Origin of the sequence: Mycobacterium sp. NPDC006124, assembly GCF_040614235.1 — a bacterium.
Classification (GTDB): domain Bacteria; phylum Actinomycetota; class Actinomycetes; order Mycobacteriales; family Mycobacteriaceae; genus Mycobacterium.
Window position 1 is genome coordinate 170,121 of the sequence record NZ_JBEXUA010000006.1, and the last position, 17,461, is coordinate 187,581.

Genomic DNA, 17,461 nt, shown 5'->3' on the forward strand with positions numbered 1-17,461 from the left:
GGTGTCCGACGCGTTCGACGACACACCGCGGGGTCGCCTTCCGCTGACCGCGCGTCTGAACACCTCGGCCACCGACTCGCGCCGCGGCGTGGTCCGGTTGCATCCGGAAGCGCTGGCCGCACTCGGCATTCGCGAGTGGGACGCGGTGTCGCTGACCGGTTCGCGGACCACCTCGGCCGTCGTCGGCGTGGCCGGTCCCGACACCCCGGCGGGCACCGCGCTCCTCGACGACGTCACGCTGTCCAACGCCGGACTCCGCGAGAACACCGTCGTGCTGGTCGCCCCCGTGACGGTGTACGGCGCGCGGTCGGTGACCGTCAGCGGCTCCAAGCTCGCCACCCAGTCGATCTCGTCGGCCACCCTGAGACTGGCGTTGCTCGGCAAGGTGATGACGGTCGGCGACACCGTCTCGCTGCTGCCCCGAGACCTCGGCCCCGGCACCTCGACGTCGCAGGCGTCGTCGGCCCTGACGTCGTCGGTCGGCATCACCTGGACCTCGGAGTTGCTGACGGTGACGGGCGTCGACCCCGCCGGACCGGTGAGCGTGCAACCGAATTCGGTGGTGGCGTGGGGTGACGGCACGACGCTGAACACCGACTCCCCCGCCGGGGCGCACACCGTCTCCGAACCGCGTCGCACGCCGACGGTCGAGCCCACTGCCCCGATATCGGTCGACGACCTGCGTGGCGCCCACACCCAGGCCGGCCGCCTGGCCGAATGGTTGAAGCTCGCCCTCGACCAACCGGAACTGCTCGAAACCCTGGGCGCGAAACCGCATCTGGGCGTCCTGGTCTCCGGCCCGGCCGGGGTGGGCAAGAGCACGCTGGTGCGCGCGGTCTGCGCCGAGCGGCGACTCGTCGAACTCGACGGACCCGAGGTCGGTGCGCTGCGCGCCGAGGACCGGCTCTCGCGGGTGACCTCCGCGGTGGCCACGCTGCGCGACGGCGGCGGCGTCCTGCTCATCACCGACGTCGACGCGCTGTTGCCTGCCACGGCCGAGCCCGTGGCGACGCTGATCCTCGCGGAGTTGCGGGCGGCGGTGGGTACGCCTGGCGTGGCATTCGTCGCGACGTCCGCGGTGCCGGACGCCGTCGACGCCCGACTGCGGGCACCCGATCTGTGCGACCGCGAGCTGGGACTCAGCCTGCCCGACGGCGCCACCCGCAAGGCCCTTCTCGAGGTACTCCTGCGCGGCGTTCCGGCCAATGATCTCGCGCTCGACGAGATCGGCAAGCGCACACCGGGTTTCGTCGTCGCCGACCTTGCCGCGGTGGTGCGCGAGGCTGCCTTGCGCGCCGCGGCCAGGGCCAGTTCCGACGGTCAGGCCCCGGCACTGACGCAGGACGACCTGACGGGCGCGCTGTCGGTCATCCGACCGCTGTCGCGCTCGGCCACCGAGGAGGTCGCGGTCGGCTCGGTCACCCTCGAGGACGTCGGCGACATGGTCGAGACCAAGCAGGCGCTCACCGAGGCGGTGCTGTGGCCGCTGCAGCACCCCGACACCTTCGAACGCCTCGGCGTCGAACCGCCGCGTGGCGTCCTGCTCTACGGCCCGCCGGGATGCGGAAAGACCTTCGTGGTGCGGGCACTCGCCAGCAGCGGCCGGCTGTCGGTGCACGCGGTCAAGGGTGCCGAGCTGATGGACAAGTGGGTTGGCTCCTCGGAGAAGGCCGTGCGCGAATTATTCCGTCGCGCACGCGATTCTGCGCCGTCGCTGGTGTTCCTCGACGAGATCGACGCCCTGGCCCCACGCCGCGGGCAGAGCTTCGACTCCGGTGTCACCGACCGGGTGGTGGCCGCCCTGCTCACCGAGCTCGACGGCATCAACCCGCTGCGTGACGTCGTCGTCCTCGGCGCGACCAACCGACCCGATCTCATCGACCCCGCCCTGCTGCGACCGGGACGGCTGGAGAAGTCGGTCTTCGTCGAGCCGCCGAACGCCGACGCGCGCCGCGACATCCTGCGCACCGCGGGCAAGAACATCCCACTCAGTGCCGACGTGAACCTCGACGAACTCGCCGACACCCTCGACGGTTACAGCGCCGCCGACTGCGTCGCGCTGCTGCGCGAATCGGCCCTGACCGCGATGCGGCGCTCGATCGACGCGGCCGACGTCACCGCCGCCGACGTCGCGAACGCGCGCGCCACCGTCCGGCCGTCACTGGATCCGGCGCAGGTCGACGCGCTTCGGGCGTTCGCCGCGACCCGCTGAGCTCAATGCTCGGCGAGGTCGGCCAGTCTTCGCAGCGACGACATCAGCGTGTCCTCTCCGGTGGCACGGGCGCGCACCATGCGCTTCTCGTCGGTCAGCTCGGACCAGTCGTAGGTGTGGGTGACGCGAGTGTGGGAGTCGTCGAGCGGCGTCAGCTCCCATCGCCAGAGGTGCCCGGGTGGTGCCAGACCGGGCTCCGACGGGCGCCAGGCGATGCGCCTGCCCTCCTCGAACTCGACCACGTGGTTCTCCCGGACCCCGCCCTGGGTGATCGCCGTCAGGAACACCTCGCCGACGGCGTGCACGCGCTGCCCCTCGGCAGCCTCGGCGAGGTTGCCGTTGCCGTCCCACGTCGGTTGCCTGGCCGGGTCGGCGATCAACTCGAAGATCCGGTCGGCCGGCGAGGCGACGTCGAGGGTCGCGCTGGCCACTTTCTCGTCTCCATTCACGAGGTCATTCAACCGGGTCACTTCGGCCGCGGTTAAGGGATCCGGGCACGCCCCCGTAAACTAGGTGAAGACATAGCCTTAGACGGCTGACACCCCACTTGGCTGACGCGCTCGCCAGCGCTCGACCAGAACCGGAGTGCCATGCTCGCCATTCTCTACGCTCACGCGGCGGCCGCCCTGGTGGCGCCCCTCCTCGTGCGGCGTTGGGGACGACACGCGTTCTACGCGCTGGCCGTGGTTCCGCTCGGGTCGCTGCCCTGGGTCGCGATGAACTGGCCCGGGCGCGGCGAACAGACGGTTCACCTCCAATGGGTGCCCGAACTGTCGATGGACATCACGTTCCGCTTCGACGCTCTGGCCGCGATCATGAGCGTGCTCGTCCTCGCCGTCGGCGCCCTGGTCCTCTTCTACTGCGCTGAGTACTTCCACCACCACGACGGCCACACCGAACGCCGGCTGCCCAGCTTCGCCGCCGAACTGGTCGCGTTCGCCGGCGCCATGTTCGGCCTGGTCATCAGCGACAACATGCTGATGCTGTACCTGTTCTGGGAGCTGACGACCGTCTTGTCGTTCCTGCTCGTCGGCCACTACGCCGAGCGGGCCACCAGCCGCCGGGCCGCCACCCAGGCCTTGCTGGTCACCACCGCCGGCGGTCTGGCCATGCTGGTCGGCATCATCGTGCTCGGCGAATCGGCCGGCACCTACCGGCTCTCGGAATTGGTCGCGGCGCCGCCGACGGGCCTGGCCGCAAGCGTCGCGATCGTGCTGGTGTTGGTCGGCGCGGTGTCGAAGTCCGCGCTGGTGCCATTTCACTTCTGGCTGCCGGGCGCCATGGCCGCGCCGACGCCGGTCAGCGCGTACCTGCACGCCGCGGCGATGGTGAAGGCCGGTGTCTACCTCGTCGCGCGCTTGACGCCCGGCTTCGCCGACTCCCCCGCCTGGCGGCCGATGATCGTCACCCTCGGCCTGGCGACGATGCTGCTCGCCGGCTGGCGGGCCGTCCGGGAGTACGACCTCAAGCTGATCCTCGCGTTCGGCACCGTCAGCCAGCTCGGTCTCATCACCCTCATGGTGGGTGTCGGCGGTCGCGACGTGATGCTCGCCGGCCTGGCCATGCTCTGCGCGCATGCGATGTTCAAGGCCGCGCTGTTCATGGTCGTCGGCATCGTCGACCACGCAACCGGCACCCGTGACATCCGTCGCCTGGCCTGGCTCGGCGATCGGCACCGGCCCCTCCTGATCATCGCGATCTGCGCGACGGCGAGCATGGCCGCACTGCCCCCGTTCCTCGGCTTCGTCGCCAAGGAGGCCGACCTCGCGACGCTCGCGGACAGCGCGGCGCTGGGCCCGACCGCGCCATGGGTGCTCGGCGGTGTGGTCTTCGGTTCGGTCTTCACCACCATCTACAGCCTGCGGTTCATCTACGGGGCGTTCGCACGCAAGGGCCGATCCGAGCCGAGTCAGCGCGTTGCCGAAATGCACCGTCCCCCAACGATGTTCCTGATCCCGCCGGCCATCCTGGCCCTGGCCGGGTTGGCGTTCGGCGTGTGGCCGACGGGCTTGGACCACGCGCTGGCCGACTACGCCGACGACCTGACCCCCGAGGCCGACTACCACCTCGCGCTGTGGCACGGCGTCAACGTGCCGCTACTGCTGTCGATCCTGGTGCTCGCCGCCGGTGCCGTCGCGTTCTTCGGTCGCAACCGGCTGCGTCGGGCCCGGCTGGGTTACCTGCCCCTGGGTAACGCCGACCGCATCTACGACGCGGTGATCCGCGAGACCGACGTCTTCGCCGTCCGCCTCACCGCTCTCACCCAACGCGGATCCATCCCCGCCACCCAGGCCGTCATCCTGTCCACGTTGGTGCTGCTGCCGACGGCGATGCTGCTGCTCGGGGCCCGCGACCGTCCCGAATTCACGCTGTGGGGCTCGCCGCTGCAGGCCGTCGTCGGCCTCGTCATCCTCGCCGCGGCGATCAGCGCGACGATGCTGCGCAACCGGCTCGCCGCCGTACTGGTCGTCGGGGTGACGGGGTACGGCTGCGGCGCGATCTTCGTCTTCCACGGTGCACCCGATCTCGCACTGACCCAGTTCCTGGTGGAGACGTTGACGTTGGTCATCTTCGTCCTCGTCCTGCGAACCCTGCCCGCGGAGGCGGATCAGGGCAACATCAGCCGTCACCGACTGCCGCGGCTGGCATTGTCGCTCGCGGTCGGTGCGACGGTCACCACCCTCGCGGCGTTCGCGATGGCCGCCAGGACCACCCGACCGCTGGCCGACCTGCTGCCCGACGCCGCCTACTACCGCGGCCAGGGCGCCAACACCGTCAACGTGCTGCTGGTCGACATCCGCGCCTGGGACACCATGGGTGAGGTCTCCGTACTCCTGGTGGCGGCGACCGGTGTGGCCTCGATGGTGTTCCGCAACAGGCGCTTCGGCAGTGCGCCGCGAGTGCCGAGGGATCTCCGGGACGCCGGCCAACCCGACATCGGCCGCATCCCGGTGCTGCCCACCAGCCCGGCCGTCGGCGACATCACCTGGCTGCGGGGCAGCGAGCTGCGCGACCCGCGCTACCGGTCACTGGTGCTCGAGGTGGCGACGCGAATCATCTTCCCGCTCATCATGGTGCTGTCGTTCTACTTCTTCTTCGCGGGGCACAACACCCCCGGCGGCGGTTTCGCCGGAGGATTGACCGCCGGCCTCGCGCTGGTGCTGCGCTACCTGGCAGGCGGGAGATTCGAACTCGGCGAAGCACTTCCGGTCGACGCGGGCAAGGTGCTCGGGGTCGGACTCGCGCTGTCGGCGGGTACCGCGGTCACGTCGTTGTTCCTCGGCGCCCCGGTGTTGTCCTCGGCCGTCTTCGAATTCGACGTGCCCGTGCTCGGGCACATCAAGCTCGTCACCGCTCTGTTCTTCGACGCCGGCGTCTACCTGATCGTCGTCGGCCTGGTCCTCGACGTCCTGCGCAGCCTCGGCGCGCGCGTCGACGTGGAGATGGCACAACGCGACGAGGTGGCTAGCCGATGAGCGCTACCGTCGTCGACGTCGTGCCGCTGATCCTCATCGGCGGACTCACCACCGCCGGGGTGTATCTGCTGCTGGAGCGCAACCTGACGCGAATGTTGTTGGGGCTGCTACTGGTCGGCAACGCCGTCAACCTCCTGATCCTCACCGTCAGCGGGCCGGCGGGCAATCCGCCGATCCGTGGCCGGGCCAGTGACGGCAAGACGACCACCGCAGATCCCCTGGCGCAGGGCATGATTCTGACCGCGATCGTCATCTCGATGGGCATCGCCGCGTTCGTCCTGGCTCTGACCTACCGCTCCTACCGGCTCTCGCGCGCGGAGGACGTCGCGAACGATCCCGAGGACACGAGAGTCTCGGAGCTGTCGGACAAGTCCGCCGGAGCCATCGACGAAGACCTCGTCACCCACGACCCGGCGCGCGACACCGACGCGCCCGACGAGCTGGACGCGCTGCCCGGGCACGAGGGATCGCGATGAGCCCCTCCCTCAGCGCGGTGCTCACACCGCTCCCGGTCCTGATTCCCACCCTCGCCGCGGCGGTCACCCTGTTCGCGGGGCGCCGCCCGAGGCTGCAGCGCACCATCGCGGTGGCGGCGTTGGCCGCGGTGGTCGCGGTCTGCGCGGTGCTGGTCCACCTCGCCGACCGAGACGGCACCATCGCGGTGCACGTCGGCGGATGGGGGCAATCAGTTCCCGGCATGGGGCCGCTGGGCATCACCCTGGTGGTGGACCGGCTCTCGTCGCTGATGCTGCTGGTGTCGGCGATCGTGCTGCTGGCCGTCGTGTTCTACGCCATCGGCCAGGGCATCCGCGACGGCGACGAACGCCAGCCGGTGTCGATCTTCCTACCGACCTATCTGGTGCTGTCGGCGGGCGTGTGCACCGCGTTCCTCGCCGGTGACCTGTTCAACCTCTTCGTCGGCTTCGAGGTGCTGTTGTCCGCGAGCTTCGTCTTGCTGACCATCGGCGCCAGTACCGACCGGGTTCGCGCCGGCATCGCCTACGTGATGGTGTCGATGGTGTCGTCGCTGATCTTCCTGATCGGCCTGGCCATGATCTACGCGGCGACCGGCACCCTCAACATGGCCCAACTGTCGGTGCGGCTGCAGGACGTTCCGTCGGGCACCCGCGGCGCGATGTTCGCGGTGCTGATGGTGGCGTTCGGCATCAAGGCCGCAGTGTTCCCGCTGTCGACGTGGCTGCCCGACTCCTACCCCACGGCGCCCGCGCCCGTCACCGCCGTCTTCGCGGGCTTGCTCACCAAGGTCGGCGTCTACGCGATCATCCGAGCGCACTCGCTGCTGTTCCCCGGCGGCGCGCTCGACGACGTACTGATGGTCGCGGCGCTGATCACGATGCTGGTCGGCATATTCGGTGCGATCGCGCAGAGCGACATCAAGCGTCTGCTGTCGTTCACGCTGGTCAGCCACATCGGCTACATGGTGTTCGGCATCGCGCTTGGCAGCCAACTGGGCATGTCCGGGGCCATCTACTACGTCGCGCACCACATCGTCGTGCAGACGACGCTGTTCCTCGTCGTCGGCCTGATCGAGCGTCAGGCCGGAGCGTCGACGCTGCAGCGTCTCGGCGGTCTGGCCGCCGCCAGCCCCCTGCTGGCACTGGTGTTCTTCATTCCGGCGCTCAACCTGGGGGGCATCCCGCCGTTCTCCGGCTTCATCGGCAAGGTCGCGCTGTTGGAGGCCGGCACTCAGGACGCCTCGGTGCTCGCCTGGACGCTGGTTGGCGGCAGCGTCGTGACGAGCTTGCTGACGCTCTACGTGATGGCCAGGGTCTGGACTAAGGCGTTCTGGCGGGCCCGCGCCGATGCGCCCGAGGGCAACCTGGCCGACGTCTCCCCATCGTCGCTGATCGATGATTCCGAGGAGGACATCGCGCACGCCGACCGCGACGACGTCGGGCGCATGCCCGTCGGCATGCTGGTGCCCACCGCCGCGCTGATCGCCGTCGGACTGGCGCTGACGGTCTTCGCCGGTCCAATCTTCGCCTTCAGCGAGCGGGCTGCGGCCGAGGTCGTCGACCGTAGTCAATACGTGTCGGCGGTGTTGACGCCATGAGCGCTCCCACGAAGAACCGGCTGACCGTGGCGCGAACCGTCCTGCTGCGCGTCTGGGTGGTGTGCTGGTTGACGCTGGTGTGGAACCTGTTGTGGGGCAACGTGTCCGCGGCCAACATCCTGAGCGGGGTGGCGGTGGCCCTGGTCATCACGCTGTTGCTGCCGCTGCCGCGGGTGCCGGTCGAGGGCAAGCTGCATCCGCTGTCGCTGGCGCGCTTGGTCGCGTTGACCGCGTACTACCTGGTGCTGTCGTCGGTCCAGGTGGCCTGGCTTGCGATCAAGCCAGGCCCGCCGCCGCGCAGCGCCGTGCTGCGCGCACACGTGGCGATCAAGTCCGACTTGGTGCTGGCGCTGACCGTCAGCGTGCTGAACCTGATCCCCGGCGGGATCGTGCTGGAGATCGACCAGACCCGCCGGATGATCTACGTGCACGTGATCGACGCGGGTACCGAGAAGGCCGTGGCGCGCTTCTACCGTCAGGTCGCCGACATCGAACGGTTGATGATCGCGGCGTTCGAGAAGGACGTCGACTGGCGGCCGAGCGCGGAGAGGGAGGCGGGCGCATGAATACCGTGTGGACAATCTCAGCGGTAATGCTGGGCGCCGCCATCGTCATCACCATGTTCCGGCTGCTCGCCGGCCCTGGAACGCTGGACCGCCTCGTCGCACTGGACACCTTCGTCGCCGTCACGATGTGCGCGATCGGCACGTGGGCCGCCTACAGCCTCGACACCACGGTGACCTACAGCCTGACAGCGCTGGCGCTGATCAGCTTCGTCGGCTCGGTCAGCGTGGCGCGCTTCCGAGTTCGAGACACCGACCGCGCGGACGGGGAGCCTCAATGAGCGGTGTCCTCGACGTACTCGCCGGCATCCTGGTGCTCGCCGGTTCGACGCTGGCGCTGACCGCGGCGATCGGCGTGGTGCGGTTTCCCGACACGCTGTCCCGCATGCACGCGGCCACCAAGCCGCAGGTGCTGGGGCTGCTGCTGGTGCTCGCAGGCGCGGCCCTGCGCCTACGCGGCCATCCCGACGTCGGAATGCTGATCCTGGCCGGGCTGTTCACCCTGATCACCGCGCCGGTCGTGGCCAACCGCGTCGGACAGCTGGCATATCAGGAGCAGAGCTTCCGCGACGACCTGCTGACCAGGGACGAGATGGCGGACCGGCCCGAGGACTGACGGTCGACGACCTGTCGGTGGTCGAATGTATGTTCGAACCATGTCCGGAGCAGCGGCAGTGCGAGAGGCGTTGGCGGCGCTGCGCGACGCGCATGACGCGCTGGCAGCCTGCGGCGTCGACCTGCTCACTCGCCAGGAACTCTTGGAGACCCTCGACGAAGTCGAGACGCTGACCTGCCAGCTGCCCACCCAATCGCAGCGACTGCTGGCCCGGCTTCAGCTGGAGACGACGGCGAAGGAACTCGGCGCCAAGTCCTGGCGGGACGTGCTGATGATCCGCTGGCGCATCTCGAGCGCTGAGGCCGGCCGTCGACTGACCGACGCCGAACTGCTGGCACCGCGGGGGGCTCTATCGGGCGAACCGCTCGAGCCGGAGCTCCCCGCGACCGCGAAGGGGCAGGCGCTGGGAATGCTCAACGGCGAGCACGTCGAGGTGATCCGCAAGGCGATGGCGCGCATGCCGGGCTTCGTCGACCCGCACACGCGCCGGCAGATCGAAGTGGACCTGGTCCGCACGGCGACGCGAGTCGGCCCGAAGGAGTTGAAGGACGCCGCCGATCTGACGTTGTTCCTGCTCGATCAGGACGGTCCCGCACCCGACGACACGGAGCGCGGCCGCAAGCGCGGGATTTCGAAGGGCAAGCAGCGCCACGACGCGATGACGCCGATCATCGGGGAGCTCACCCCGGAGGCATGGTCAGTCTGGGAGTCGATATTTGCGAAGTACGCCGCACCGGGCATGTGCAATCCCGCCGACGACGAGCCCTGCACGTCGGGCACGCCGTCTCAGCAGCAGATCGACGACGACCACCGCAGCCTCGCCCAGCGCCGTCACGACGCGATGCTCGTCGTGGGCCGCATGGCCTTGATGAGCGGACGACTCGGCCAGCTCAACGGGCTGCCGGTGTCGGTGATCATTCGAACCACGCTGCAAGACCTGGAATCTCGAGCCGGTGTCGGTGTCACCGGCGGTGGAACGATCATGCCGATCCGCGACGTCGTCCGTCTCGCCGGCCATGCCAACCACTACCTCGCGGTGTTCGACCGCGCCACCGGGTCGGCGCTGGATCTGTTCCGGACTCGACGGGTGGCGTCGGCCGCGCAGCGGATCATGCTGATCGCCCGAGACGGCGGGTGCACCAAGCCGGGCTGCACGGTAGGGGCCTACGGTTCGCAAATCCACCACGCCCGGCGTGACTGGGCCGCGGGCGGGCTCACCAACGTCGACGATCTCGCACTGGCGTGCGGGCCGGACAATCGGCTGGTCGGCGCCGCGGACGGCTGGACCACCACGATCAATTCCAGCGGCGACGTCGAATGGGCACCGCCACCTCGGCTGGACACCGGACAGGCTCGGGTCAACTACCACCACCAGCCCGAGCGACTGCTGCATCCCGAGGACGAGCCAAATTCACTGCGGCACAGTGACGATCCGGCCGAACCCGGCGGACCCGCGCCGCCAGCTGATCAGGTCGCGTGAACACGCGGCGGTGCGTCCGGGCCGCCGAGCGCTATTCGTCGGCGAGCTGGAACTCCACCATCGCGGCCACGGTCTCGACGGCGTCGCGCAGCGCGTCCAGCCGCGCGGCCGCCGAGGGTGCCTCGAGCACCGCGTACCGGTCGGCCTGGCCCATCGGCACGCGAGCGGACAACGCGTAGAGCCGCTTTCCAGCGTCGTCGCCCGGCTCCGGCTCGCCGAGCAGCTGCAGCCGCGACGGCAGTGTCGTCTCCTGCGCTGCGGCGACCCGTTCGAAGATCTCGATCAGACGGTCCTCCACGACGGCGATGTCATCCCCGGTGACGGTCGCACCCGGCTCGTCGGGCCACGGCTCGACGTCGGCGCGCGGGTACGGGTCGTCCTCCAGCCAGGCCGTCACCCGAATTCGGTCTCGCATCTCGCATTCGAGGATGTAGTGACCCTCGCCGAGCTCCTGGTATTCCACGATGTGCGCCATCGAACCGACGTCACATCGGGCGTCCTCGCCACCGACCTCGCGCCCGGCCGCGATGAGGACGACGCCGAACTCCCGGTCACCACTGAGACATTCGCGCACCAGCGCGCCGTAGCGGGGTTCGAAGATGCGCAGCGGCAGATCCTCACCCGGCAGCCGCACGGATTCCAGCGGGAACATCGGCCTGATGGTCATGGCTAAGACGTACCCGTCTGTCGACCTACAGAACCAACTCGGCGACCAACGCGTCGACGACGGCTCGCAAGTCGCCGTCGTTGTCCTCGGCGACTCGACGCTGCCGCTGATAGGACGCACCGGCCTGATAGATGCTCGAGACCCGCGCCAGGTCGTCGGCGCAACCCAGCGACTTGGCGACCGGCTCCAGCTTGTTCAGCAGGTCGTCGAGGTCTTCGGTGACCAGTCGCTCGTTGCTGTCCTCGTCGAGGATGATCACTGCGTCGAGGCCGTACCTCGCCGCGCGCCACTTGTTCTCCTGCACGTGCCACGGCGGCATGGTCGGCAGGTGTTCCCCCGCGTCGAGCCGACGGTCCAGGTCGACGATCAGACAGTGCGTCAGCGCCACCAACGCGCCGAGCTCGTCGATGTTGGAGATGCCGTCGAAGACCCGCACCTCGATTGTGCCCAGATGAGGCGAAGGCCGTATGTCCCAACGGATTTCGTTCATGTGGTCGATGATGCCGGTCTTCTTCTGATCATGGACGAACTGCTCGAACTGCGACCACTCCTGAAAGTGGAAGGGCAGGCCCGCGGTGGGCAACTGCTGGAACATCATGGCCCGGTTGCTGGCATACCCGGTGTCCCCACCGTCCCAGTAGGGCGACGACGCCGACAGGGCCAGCAGGTGCGGGTACTGGTTGAGCAACGAGGTGATGATCGGCATCACCTTGTGCGCCGACGACACCCCGACGTGAACGTGCACACCCCAGATCAGCATCTGCCTGCCCCACCACTGGGTGCGCTTGATCAGTTCGGCGTAGCGCGGCGCGTCGGTCAGCTGCTCGGCAGACCACTTCGCGAACGGATGGGTGCCCGCACAGAACAACTCCATCCCGCGGTCGCGCACGATGCGGCGGGCCGGCGCCAGCGTGGCCCGGAGATCGTCCATCGCCTCACCCGAGTTGTCACAGATTCCGGTGACGACCTCGACGGTGTTGCGCAGCAATTCCTTGTGTACGTGCGGACTTTCGCCGATCTCGGCGATCACCGCGGCAGCCTCGTTGCTCAGCTCCCGGGTGACGGGGTCGACGAGCGCGAACTCCCACTCGACCCCGATGGTCGGCCGCGCCGATCCCTTGAAGTCGATCCGTTGCGGCCGCGGGACGGCCGAGGAATCACTCGGGGGATATGACACCGCACGCCACCCGCTTACCGGCGTCGCCGGTGGCCATCGTCGTCTCGTCGGGGCCCGGGGTGCCGTTGACCTGCTGGTAGCGCTCCGGCGGGATGTTGGCGAAGTTGTCGGCCTTCTCGTGGATGATGATGGCCGTCTTGGTGCCGGCCTCCAGATCCGCCGCGGTGAAGGCGTCGGTGGTGGTCACCGACATCGCCGAGCCGTCGGCGCGGACCTGCAGCGAGGAGAGGTCGCCGCTGGCCGGGTGCCCGGAGTGGCCACCCACCTGGAAGTGACCGCCAGCGGAGTTGAAGTCGCCGGGCGCTCCGCCCGTCGGCGCGACCGAGGCCGGCTCGCACTTGCCCACCGAATGGATGTGCATGCCGTGGAAGCCCGGGGTCAGCTGACCCGACGCGGTGGTCTTCACGGTGATCGTGGCGAACCCGCCCGAGAACACGAACTCGGCGGATGCCACCGACGTGCCGTCGGGTGTCTTGATGTCGGCGGTGAGCGTCTCGCCGGTCTTGGTCGTGGCGCCCTCGGCGCTCCCGCCCGCCTCACCGGCGGCCGACGGCGGCGGCGAACCCGTCCACACCGGCGGAGTGGTGCCAGGCTGCGTGGCGACCGGCTCGTAGGGGGAGCATGCGGCCGCGATCGGGACGACGAGTGCCGCGGCGGCGAGAAGGCGAAGCGGGGCAGGGATCGACATGCCGGAAAGCCTAACCGGTGACCGCCACGATCACGCCGGGCGGTTGCTCTGCAACTGCGGGTGTCCTGGGTTCGACGGCCGCACCGAGCAATGCGCCGATCTCGTCGGCGGCTTCCTTCTCACCGGGCGTCTCGCCGAAGAACACGGTGGTCCCGTTCAAACCCTCGAGGGTCAGGTTCCCGGTCTCGGTGACGTTCCACTCGGCGTCACGCAGCCGGGTCGCGGTCTGGTCCGCGAGTCCGGCGACCTCGGAGGTGTTGAACACCCGCACGTCGGGCTTCGCGGCGGCCGGCGCGGAGGTCTCCGACGTCGACGGCGCGGCCGAGGTCGCGCTGGTGGTGGCACTGGCCGAACCGGAGTCGTCGTCGTTACCGGAGCCGATGGCCTGGAACCCGACCAACAAAAAGACGACACCGAGGAACAGCAGCACCATGACCATGGCGCGCAGCGGCAACCCGGAGGAGTCTCGTTGATTCATCGCACTCACTGTATCCAGCCGGTGCCGTGGGGAGAAAACCCCTAGGTACCGATCACGTCACGTCGAAGCCGAGGCGACGCGCGGCGCGTGCCTTCTGGCGGCTGGCCCGCAGGCGTCGGAGCCGCTTCACCAGCATGGGGTCGGCCGCGAGGGCCTCGGGACGGTCGACCAGGGCGTTGAGCACCTGGTAGTAACGCGTCGCCGACATGGAGAAGAGCTCCTTGATGGCGTCTTCCTTGGATCCCGCGTACTTCCACCACTGCCGTTCGAACGCAAGGATGTCGTGTTCGCGGCGGGTGAGACCGTCGGCGAGCGCGGTGTCGTCCTCGGAGTCCCCGGACTTGCCAGTCCGCGCAATGGCGCCGTCCATTTGCTCTGTGGACCCTTCCAAACACTGATGACATTCCGGTGGTGACGGCCCACATTCAACCATGACCGAACGTGTCGAGCCGTGACCGTCGCCCGCGAGTCGGCAGCCAAGAGGTCGCCCACTAATCTTCTCCGCATGGCCGTCGTACCCATCCGCATCGTGGGAGATCCCGTCCTGCACACCGCGACCAATCCGATACCCGTCGGCGACGACGGTTCGCTGCCCACGGAGCTGGCCGATCTCATCCAAGATCTGTACGACACCATGGACGCCGCCAACGGTGTCGGGTTGGCCGCCAACCAGATCGGCGTCGCCCAGCGGGTGTTCGTCTACGACTGCGCCGACGAGCGCGGGATGAGCTCGCGCCGCCGTGGCGTGATCGTCAACCCGGTGCTCGAGACCTCCGAGGTGCCCGAGACCATGCCGGATCCCGACAATGACGACGAGGGTTGCCTGTCGGTGCCGGGCGAGTCCTTCCCGGCCGGCCGGGCCAGCTGGGCGCGGGTGACCGGACTCGACGCCGACGGCACCCCCATCACCCTGGAGGGCAACGGCCTGTTCGCCCGGATGCTGCAGCACGAGACGGGTCACCTCGACGGCTTCCTCTACATCGACAAGTTGATCGGTCGGCACGCCCGCGCGGCGAAGCGGACCGTGAAGTCGAACGGCTGGGGCGTGCCGGGGCTGACGTGGACCCCCGGCGAGGATCCCGACCCGTTCGGGCACTGATGGCCGACGGCGCCGGCGTCCAGCTTCCCGAGGTCGGCACCCGGGTCAGCCTGCGTTACCGGCTGCCCGCGGGATCGGTGCCGCCGATGAGCGACGTCGTCGGGCACCTGGTCGAGACCGGGCCGACGCTCTGCGTCGAGACCAAACTCGGCGACGTGGTGAGCGTCTCGGTCGCCGACGTGGTGTCGCTGCGGCCGTTGTCGGCCGCGCCGGTGCGCAACCGCGACATTCGCAACCTCGAACACGCCGCGGCGCTGGGGTGGCCGGGGGTCGAGCAGGAGTGGATCGGAGGCTGGCTGCTGCGGGCGGGCCGCGGCAGCACCCGACGGGCGAATTCGGCGGTGCCACTGCTGCCCACCCCCGGCGAGCATGCCGACCAGATCGCCGAGTGGTACGCCGCACGCGGGCTGCCTGCGCTGCTCGCCGTACCGGACCGGCTCTACCGCATAGCGCCCGGTGTGCCGACCGACGGCGAGAACGTAGTGATGACAAGGCAATTGACCGACGGCGCCATCGATACGGCGCTGAACGTCACGTCCCGGCCCGACGAGGACTGGTTGCGCCTGCACCCGCGGCGAGTGCCGACTGACGTCCTCACCGCCGCCGTCGACGGTGTCGTGGGGTTCGGGCATCTGGGTGACGCGGCGGTGGGCCGCGTGGCGGTCACCGTGGCCCCCGACGGCACCCGGTGGGCCGGCCTGTCGGCGGTCCACGTGGCCGAGCACGCGCGACGGCGTGGGCTGGCCCGAGCACTGGGCGAGGCGCTGCTGGGGTGGGGCGCCGACCAGGGCGCGACACGCGCCTACGTGCAGGTTCTCGCCGACAACGCACCCGCGAAGACGCTCTACCTCGCCATGGGATTCGCCGAGCACCACCGCTGCCGCTACGTGTCGCTAGGGTAACCGCGTGCGACTGGCCACCTGGAACGTCAACTCCATCCGCTCCCGCATCGACCGGGTCACCGGTTGGCTGGAGCGCGCCGACGTCGACGTGCTGGCCATGCAGGAGACCAAGTGCACCGACGCGCAGTTTCCGACGATGCCGTTCGCCGCACTGGGATACGAGGTGGCCCATGTCGGGCACAACCAGTGGAACGGCGTCGCGATCGCCTCCCGCGTCGGGATCTCCGACGTCACGCTCGGCTTCGACGGTCAGCCCGCCTTCAACGACGCCGACGAGGCCAGGGCGATCGGGGCGACGTGCGGTGGGGTTCGGGTCTGGAGTCTCTACGTGCCCAACGGCCGGACCGTCGACGATCCGCACTACGCCTACAAGCTGGAATGGCTTGCGGCCCTTCGCAACAGCGCATCCGGCTGGCTGGCTGCCGAGCCGGATGCGCCGATCGCCCTGGTGGGTGACTGGAACATCGCCCCCACCGACGACGACGTGTGGGACGTCGAGGTCTTCAAGGGCAGCACCCACGTCACCGAACCGGAGCGGGCGGCGTTCCGCGCCATCGAGACTCAGTTCGCCGACGTGGTCCGGCCGTTCGCACCGCCGCCGGAGAACTTCACCTACTGGGACTACACCCAGCTGCGATTCCCCAAGCGTCAAGGCATGCGCATCGACTTCATCCTCGGCTCACCAGGTTTGGCGTCGCGCGTCACCCACGCCGAGATCGCGCGCGACGAGCGCAAGCCGGGCAAGAAGGGCACCCCGGCACCGAGTGACCACGCCCCGGTCTGGGTCGACGTCTCCTAGCGTCGCAGCAGGACCGCCGGGGGCGCCGACGGATGGGCGTCGGGTTGGGGGGCGTACTCACTGGTGACCAGCGGGCTCGAGGGCTCCTTGAGAAGTCTGATCAGCGCCCAGATCCCCAACGCCGCCAGCATTGCCGCCGGCACCAGGAACGCCGTCTGACCGAACAGTCGTTGCAGGACTCCGCCGAGCACCGCCCCGGAGGCCAGCCCAGCCCACAGCGGACCCTGGATCCAGAAGGAGGGCGCGGGCTTGTGAAGCAGCAGGTTGGCCAGACCCGCGCCGAATCGGACGATGGTGCCGGTGACGTAGGTCAGCGCCATGCTCCGGCCCGCCTCGTCCTGCAGCGTCGCGTTCTGTAGGCCCAGGGCCAGGACGATCGGATAGACGTGCCACGGGATCGCGTCGGAGGCCACCGGCAGGAAGGCGCCGAGGGCCAACAGGGTGGTCTGGATGCCGAGCAAGGTGACCAGGCGCCACCGTCCGGACCAGGCCGCGAACAGGGTGCCGAGGAAGGCGCCGAAGCAGAAGACGGCGATCACCCCGCCGAACCGTGCGACCATCACCCACTCGGCTGAACTGGCGGCCTCACCGAGGCGGGTGGTGTTGCCGCTCATGAACGACAGGAAGAGCTGCGAGTACTCCATGAAGCCGATGACATCGGCCGTTCCTGCGATCGCGGCGAGGGCGACCGCGAATCGGTTCCTGGTCGTGGCATCGGCGGGATATCCCTTGTCCGGCATGAACGTGTCCTTCGCGCTGTGATGGGTGTCGGGCAGAGACGATCACTTCCATCGATACCGGGCAGGTCGACCCGCCGCCGCACGCGAACCAGCCTTCATGGCGAACGCATATATGCCCGCGACCATCTGAGGCTGGCTGCAGATATGCGTTCTCCATGAACGTCTTTCGCGGCGTTTCTCGGCATTCCGGGCCCGGGTAGTCAGGAGCTGAGCGCGAGAACGCGCATCACCTCGACACCGAAGAAGGAGAAGACATGTCGTTCAGCATGATCGCCGTCACACCCGTACTCGCCGCCGCGGGCATCGCCCTCGGAGTGGCCGGCGCACCCGTCGCCCTGGCCGACGACCCGTGCGACGTCGCGGTGTCGACCTCGCGCTGCCTGGGACCGCAGGGCGTCGACGGCGGAACCGCCCCCAACGTCCAGCCGGGGCCAGGTGCGCAGAACGGGCCCTACGGACCGTGGGGCAATCTGCCGCCGCTGGGCTGACC

Annotated in this window: 19 protein-coding genes; 12 read left to right on the forward strand and 7 right to left on the reverse strand. The window is 69.2% G+C overall.

The window, feature by feature from the left end:
* Window position 1 precedes the first annotated feature (1 nt).
* The gene (locus tag ABZ195_RS14735) at window positions 2–2,212 is read left to right on the forward strand and encodes an AAA family ATPase (protein WP_355219234.1); all 2,211 of its coding nucleotides are present in this window, start codon (window positions 2–4) and stop codon (window positions 2,210–2,212) included.
* 2 nt (window positions 2,213–2,214) lie between these two features.
* Here the strand turns inward: ABZ195_RS14735 and ABZ195_RS14740 are convergent, their stop codons facing one another.
* On the reverse strand, window positions 2,215–2,643 hold the full coding sequence (locus ABZ195_RS14740; RefSeq protein WP_355218857.1) for an SRPBCC family protein: 429 nt from the start codon (window positions 2,641–2,643) through the stop codon (window positions 2,215–2,217).
* A 159-nt stretch (window positions 2,644–2,802) separates the two neighbouring features.
* On the opposite strand from ABZ195_RS14740, the gene ABZ195_RS14745 reads away from it, so the two are divergent.
* The 7 genes from ABZ195_RS14745 to ABZ195_RS14775 are packed head-to-tail and all read left to right on the forward strand — an operon-like array spanning window position 2,803 to window position 10,421.
* A complete protein-coding gene (locus tag ABZ195_RS14745) occupies window positions 2,803–5,688 on the forward strand; it encodes a Na+/H+ antiporter subunit A (RefSeq protein ID WP_355218859.1) in 2,886 nt (961 codons plus the stop codon).
* Window positions 5,685–6,164, forward strand: coding sequence for a Na(+)/H(+) antiporter subunit C (locus ABZ195_RS14750; protein WP_355218861.1), 480 nt, complete (start codon window positions 5,685–5,687; stop codon window positions 6,162–6,164). Before ABZ195_RS14745 ends, ABZ195_RS14750 begins: the two co-directional genes overlap by 4 nt.
* Window positions 6,161–7,762, forward strand: coding sequence for a Na+/H+ antiporter subunit D (locus ABZ195_RS14755; protein ID WP_355218863.1), 1,602 nt, complete (start codon window positions 6,161–6,163; stop codon window positions 7,760–7,762). The genes ABZ195_RS14750 and ABZ195_RS14755 overlap by 4 nt, the downstream gene beginning before the upstream one ends.
* Complete coding sequence (locus ABZ195_RS14760; protein ID WP_355218864.1) at window positions 7,759–8,328, forward strand: Na+/H+ antiporter subunit E; 570 nt, start codon at window positions 7,759–7,761, stop codon at window positions 8,326–8,328. Before ABZ195_RS14755 ends, ABZ195_RS14760 begins: the two co-directional genes overlap by 4 nt.
* On the forward strand, window positions 8,325–8,606 hold the full coding sequence (locus tag ABZ195_RS14765; protein WP_355218866.1) for a monovalent cation/H+ antiporter complex subunit F: 282 nt from the start codon (window positions 8,325–8,327) through the stop codon (window positions 8,604–8,606). The genes ABZ195_RS14760 and ABZ195_RS14765 overlap by 4 nt, the downstream gene beginning before the upstream one ends.
* Complete coding sequence (mnhG, locus tag ABZ195_RS14770; protein WP_355218868.1) at window positions 8,603–8,941, forward strand: monovalent cation/H(+) antiporter subunit G; 339 nt, start codon at window positions 8,603–8,605, stop codon at window positions 8,939–8,941. Before ABZ195_RS14765 ends, mnhG begins: the two co-directional genes overlap by 4 nt.
* 25 nt (window positions 8,942–8,966) lie before the next feature.
* Window positions 8,967–10,421, forward strand: a complete 1,455-nt coding sequence (locus ABZ195_RS14775; RefSeq protein WP_355218870.1) for a DUF222 domain-containing protein — start codon at window positions 8,967–8,969, stop codon at window positions 10,419–10,421.
* 31 nt (window positions 10,422–10,452) lie between these two features.
* On the opposite strand, the gene ABZ195_RS14780 is transcribed toward ABZ195_RS14775, so the two are convergent.
* Genes ABZ195_RS14780 through ABZ195_RS14800 form a run of 5 tightly spaced genes read right to left on the reverse strand, consistent with a single transcriptional unit; the run spans window position 10,453 to window position 13,801 of the window.
* Complete coding sequence (locus tag ABZ195_RS14780; protein ID WP_355218872.1) at window positions 10,453–11,088, reverse strand: LON peptidase substrate-binding domain-containing protein; 636 nt, start codon at window positions 11,086–11,088, stop codon at window positions 10,453–10,455.
* Between the two features lie 25 nt (window positions 11,089–11,113).
* Window positions 11,114–12,265 (reverse strand): glutamate--cysteine ligase, encoded by a 1,152-nt coding sequence (locus tag ABZ195_RS14785; RefSeq protein WP_355218874.1) that lies wholly within the window; start codon window positions 12,263–12,265, stop codon window positions 11,114–11,116.
* The gene (locus ABZ195_RS14790) at window positions 12,246–12,953 is read right to left on the reverse strand and encodes a superoxide dismutase family protein (RefSeq protein ID WP_355218875.1); all 708 of its coding nucleotides are present in this window, start codon (window positions 12,951–12,953) and stop codon (window positions 12,246–12,248) included. Before ABZ195_RS14790 ends, ABZ195_RS14785 begins: the two co-directional genes overlap by 20 nt.
* Before the next feature lie 10 nt (window positions 12,954–12,963).
* Complete coding sequence (locus tag ABZ195_RS14795; protein WP_355218876.1) at window positions 12,964–13,431, reverse strand: LytR C-terminal domain-containing protein; 468 nt, start codon at window positions 13,429–13,431, stop codon at window positions 12,964–12,966.
* Window positions 13,432–13,483: 52 nt separating this feature from the next.
* Window positions 13,484–13,801 (reverse strand): DUF3263 domain-containing protein, encoded by a 318-nt coding sequence (locus ABZ195_RS14800; RefSeq protein WP_355218878.1) that lies wholly within the window; start codon window positions 13,799–13,801, stop codon window positions 13,484–13,486.
* Between the two features lie 135 nt (window positions 13,802–13,936).
* Here ABZ195_RS14800 and ABZ195_RS14805 point away from each other — a divergent pair, with 135 nt between their 5' ends.
* From ABZ195_RS14805 to ABZ195_RS14815, 3 genes are read left to right on the forward strand one after another with little or no spacing between them, the layout of a single operon-like run.
* Window positions 13,937–14,530 carry a peptide deformylase gene (locus tag ABZ195_RS14805; protein WP_355218879.1) on the forward strand — a complete coding sequence of 198 codons (594 nt, stop codon included), beginning with the start codon at window positions 13,937–13,939 and terminating at the stop codon, window positions 14,528–14,530.
* The gene (locus tag ABZ195_RS14810) at window positions 14,530–15,432 is read left to right on the forward strand and encodes a GNAT family N-acetyltransferase (RefSeq protein WP_355218881.1); all 903 of its coding nucleotides are present in this window, start codon (window positions 14,530–14,532) and stop codon (window positions 15,430–15,432) included. The genes ABZ195_RS14805 and ABZ195_RS14810 overlap by 1 nt, the downstream gene beginning before the upstream one ends.
* Window positions 15,433–15,436: 4 nt before the next feature.
* Window positions 15,437–16,231 (forward strand): exodeoxyribonuclease III, encoded by a 795-nt coding sequence (locus ABZ195_RS14815; RefSeq protein ID WP_355218883.1) that lies wholly within the window; start codon window positions 15,437–15,439, stop codon window positions 16,229–16,231.
* On the opposite strand, the gene ABZ195_RS14820 is transcribed toward ABZ195_RS14815, so the two are convergent.
* Complete coding sequence (locus ABZ195_RS14820; protein WP_355218885.1) at window positions 16,228–16,971, reverse strand: YoaK family protein; 744 nt, start codon at window positions 16,969–16,971, stop codon at window positions 16,228–16,230. The two genes, ABZ195_RS14815 and ABZ195_RS14820, sit on opposite strands and share 4 nt — an antisense overlap.
* 254 nt (window positions 16,972–17,225) lie before the next feature.
* Between ABZ195_RS14820 and ABZ195_RS14825 the strand changes: the two genes are divergently transcribed.
* Window positions 17,226–17,459 carry a hypothetical protein gene (locus tag ABZ195_RS14825; protein WP_355218887.1) on the forward strand — a complete coding sequence of 78 codons (234 nt, stop codon included), beginning with the start codon at window positions 17,226–17,228 and terminating at the stop codon, window positions 17,457–17,459.
* Window positions 17,460–17,461: the final 2 nt, after the last annotated feature.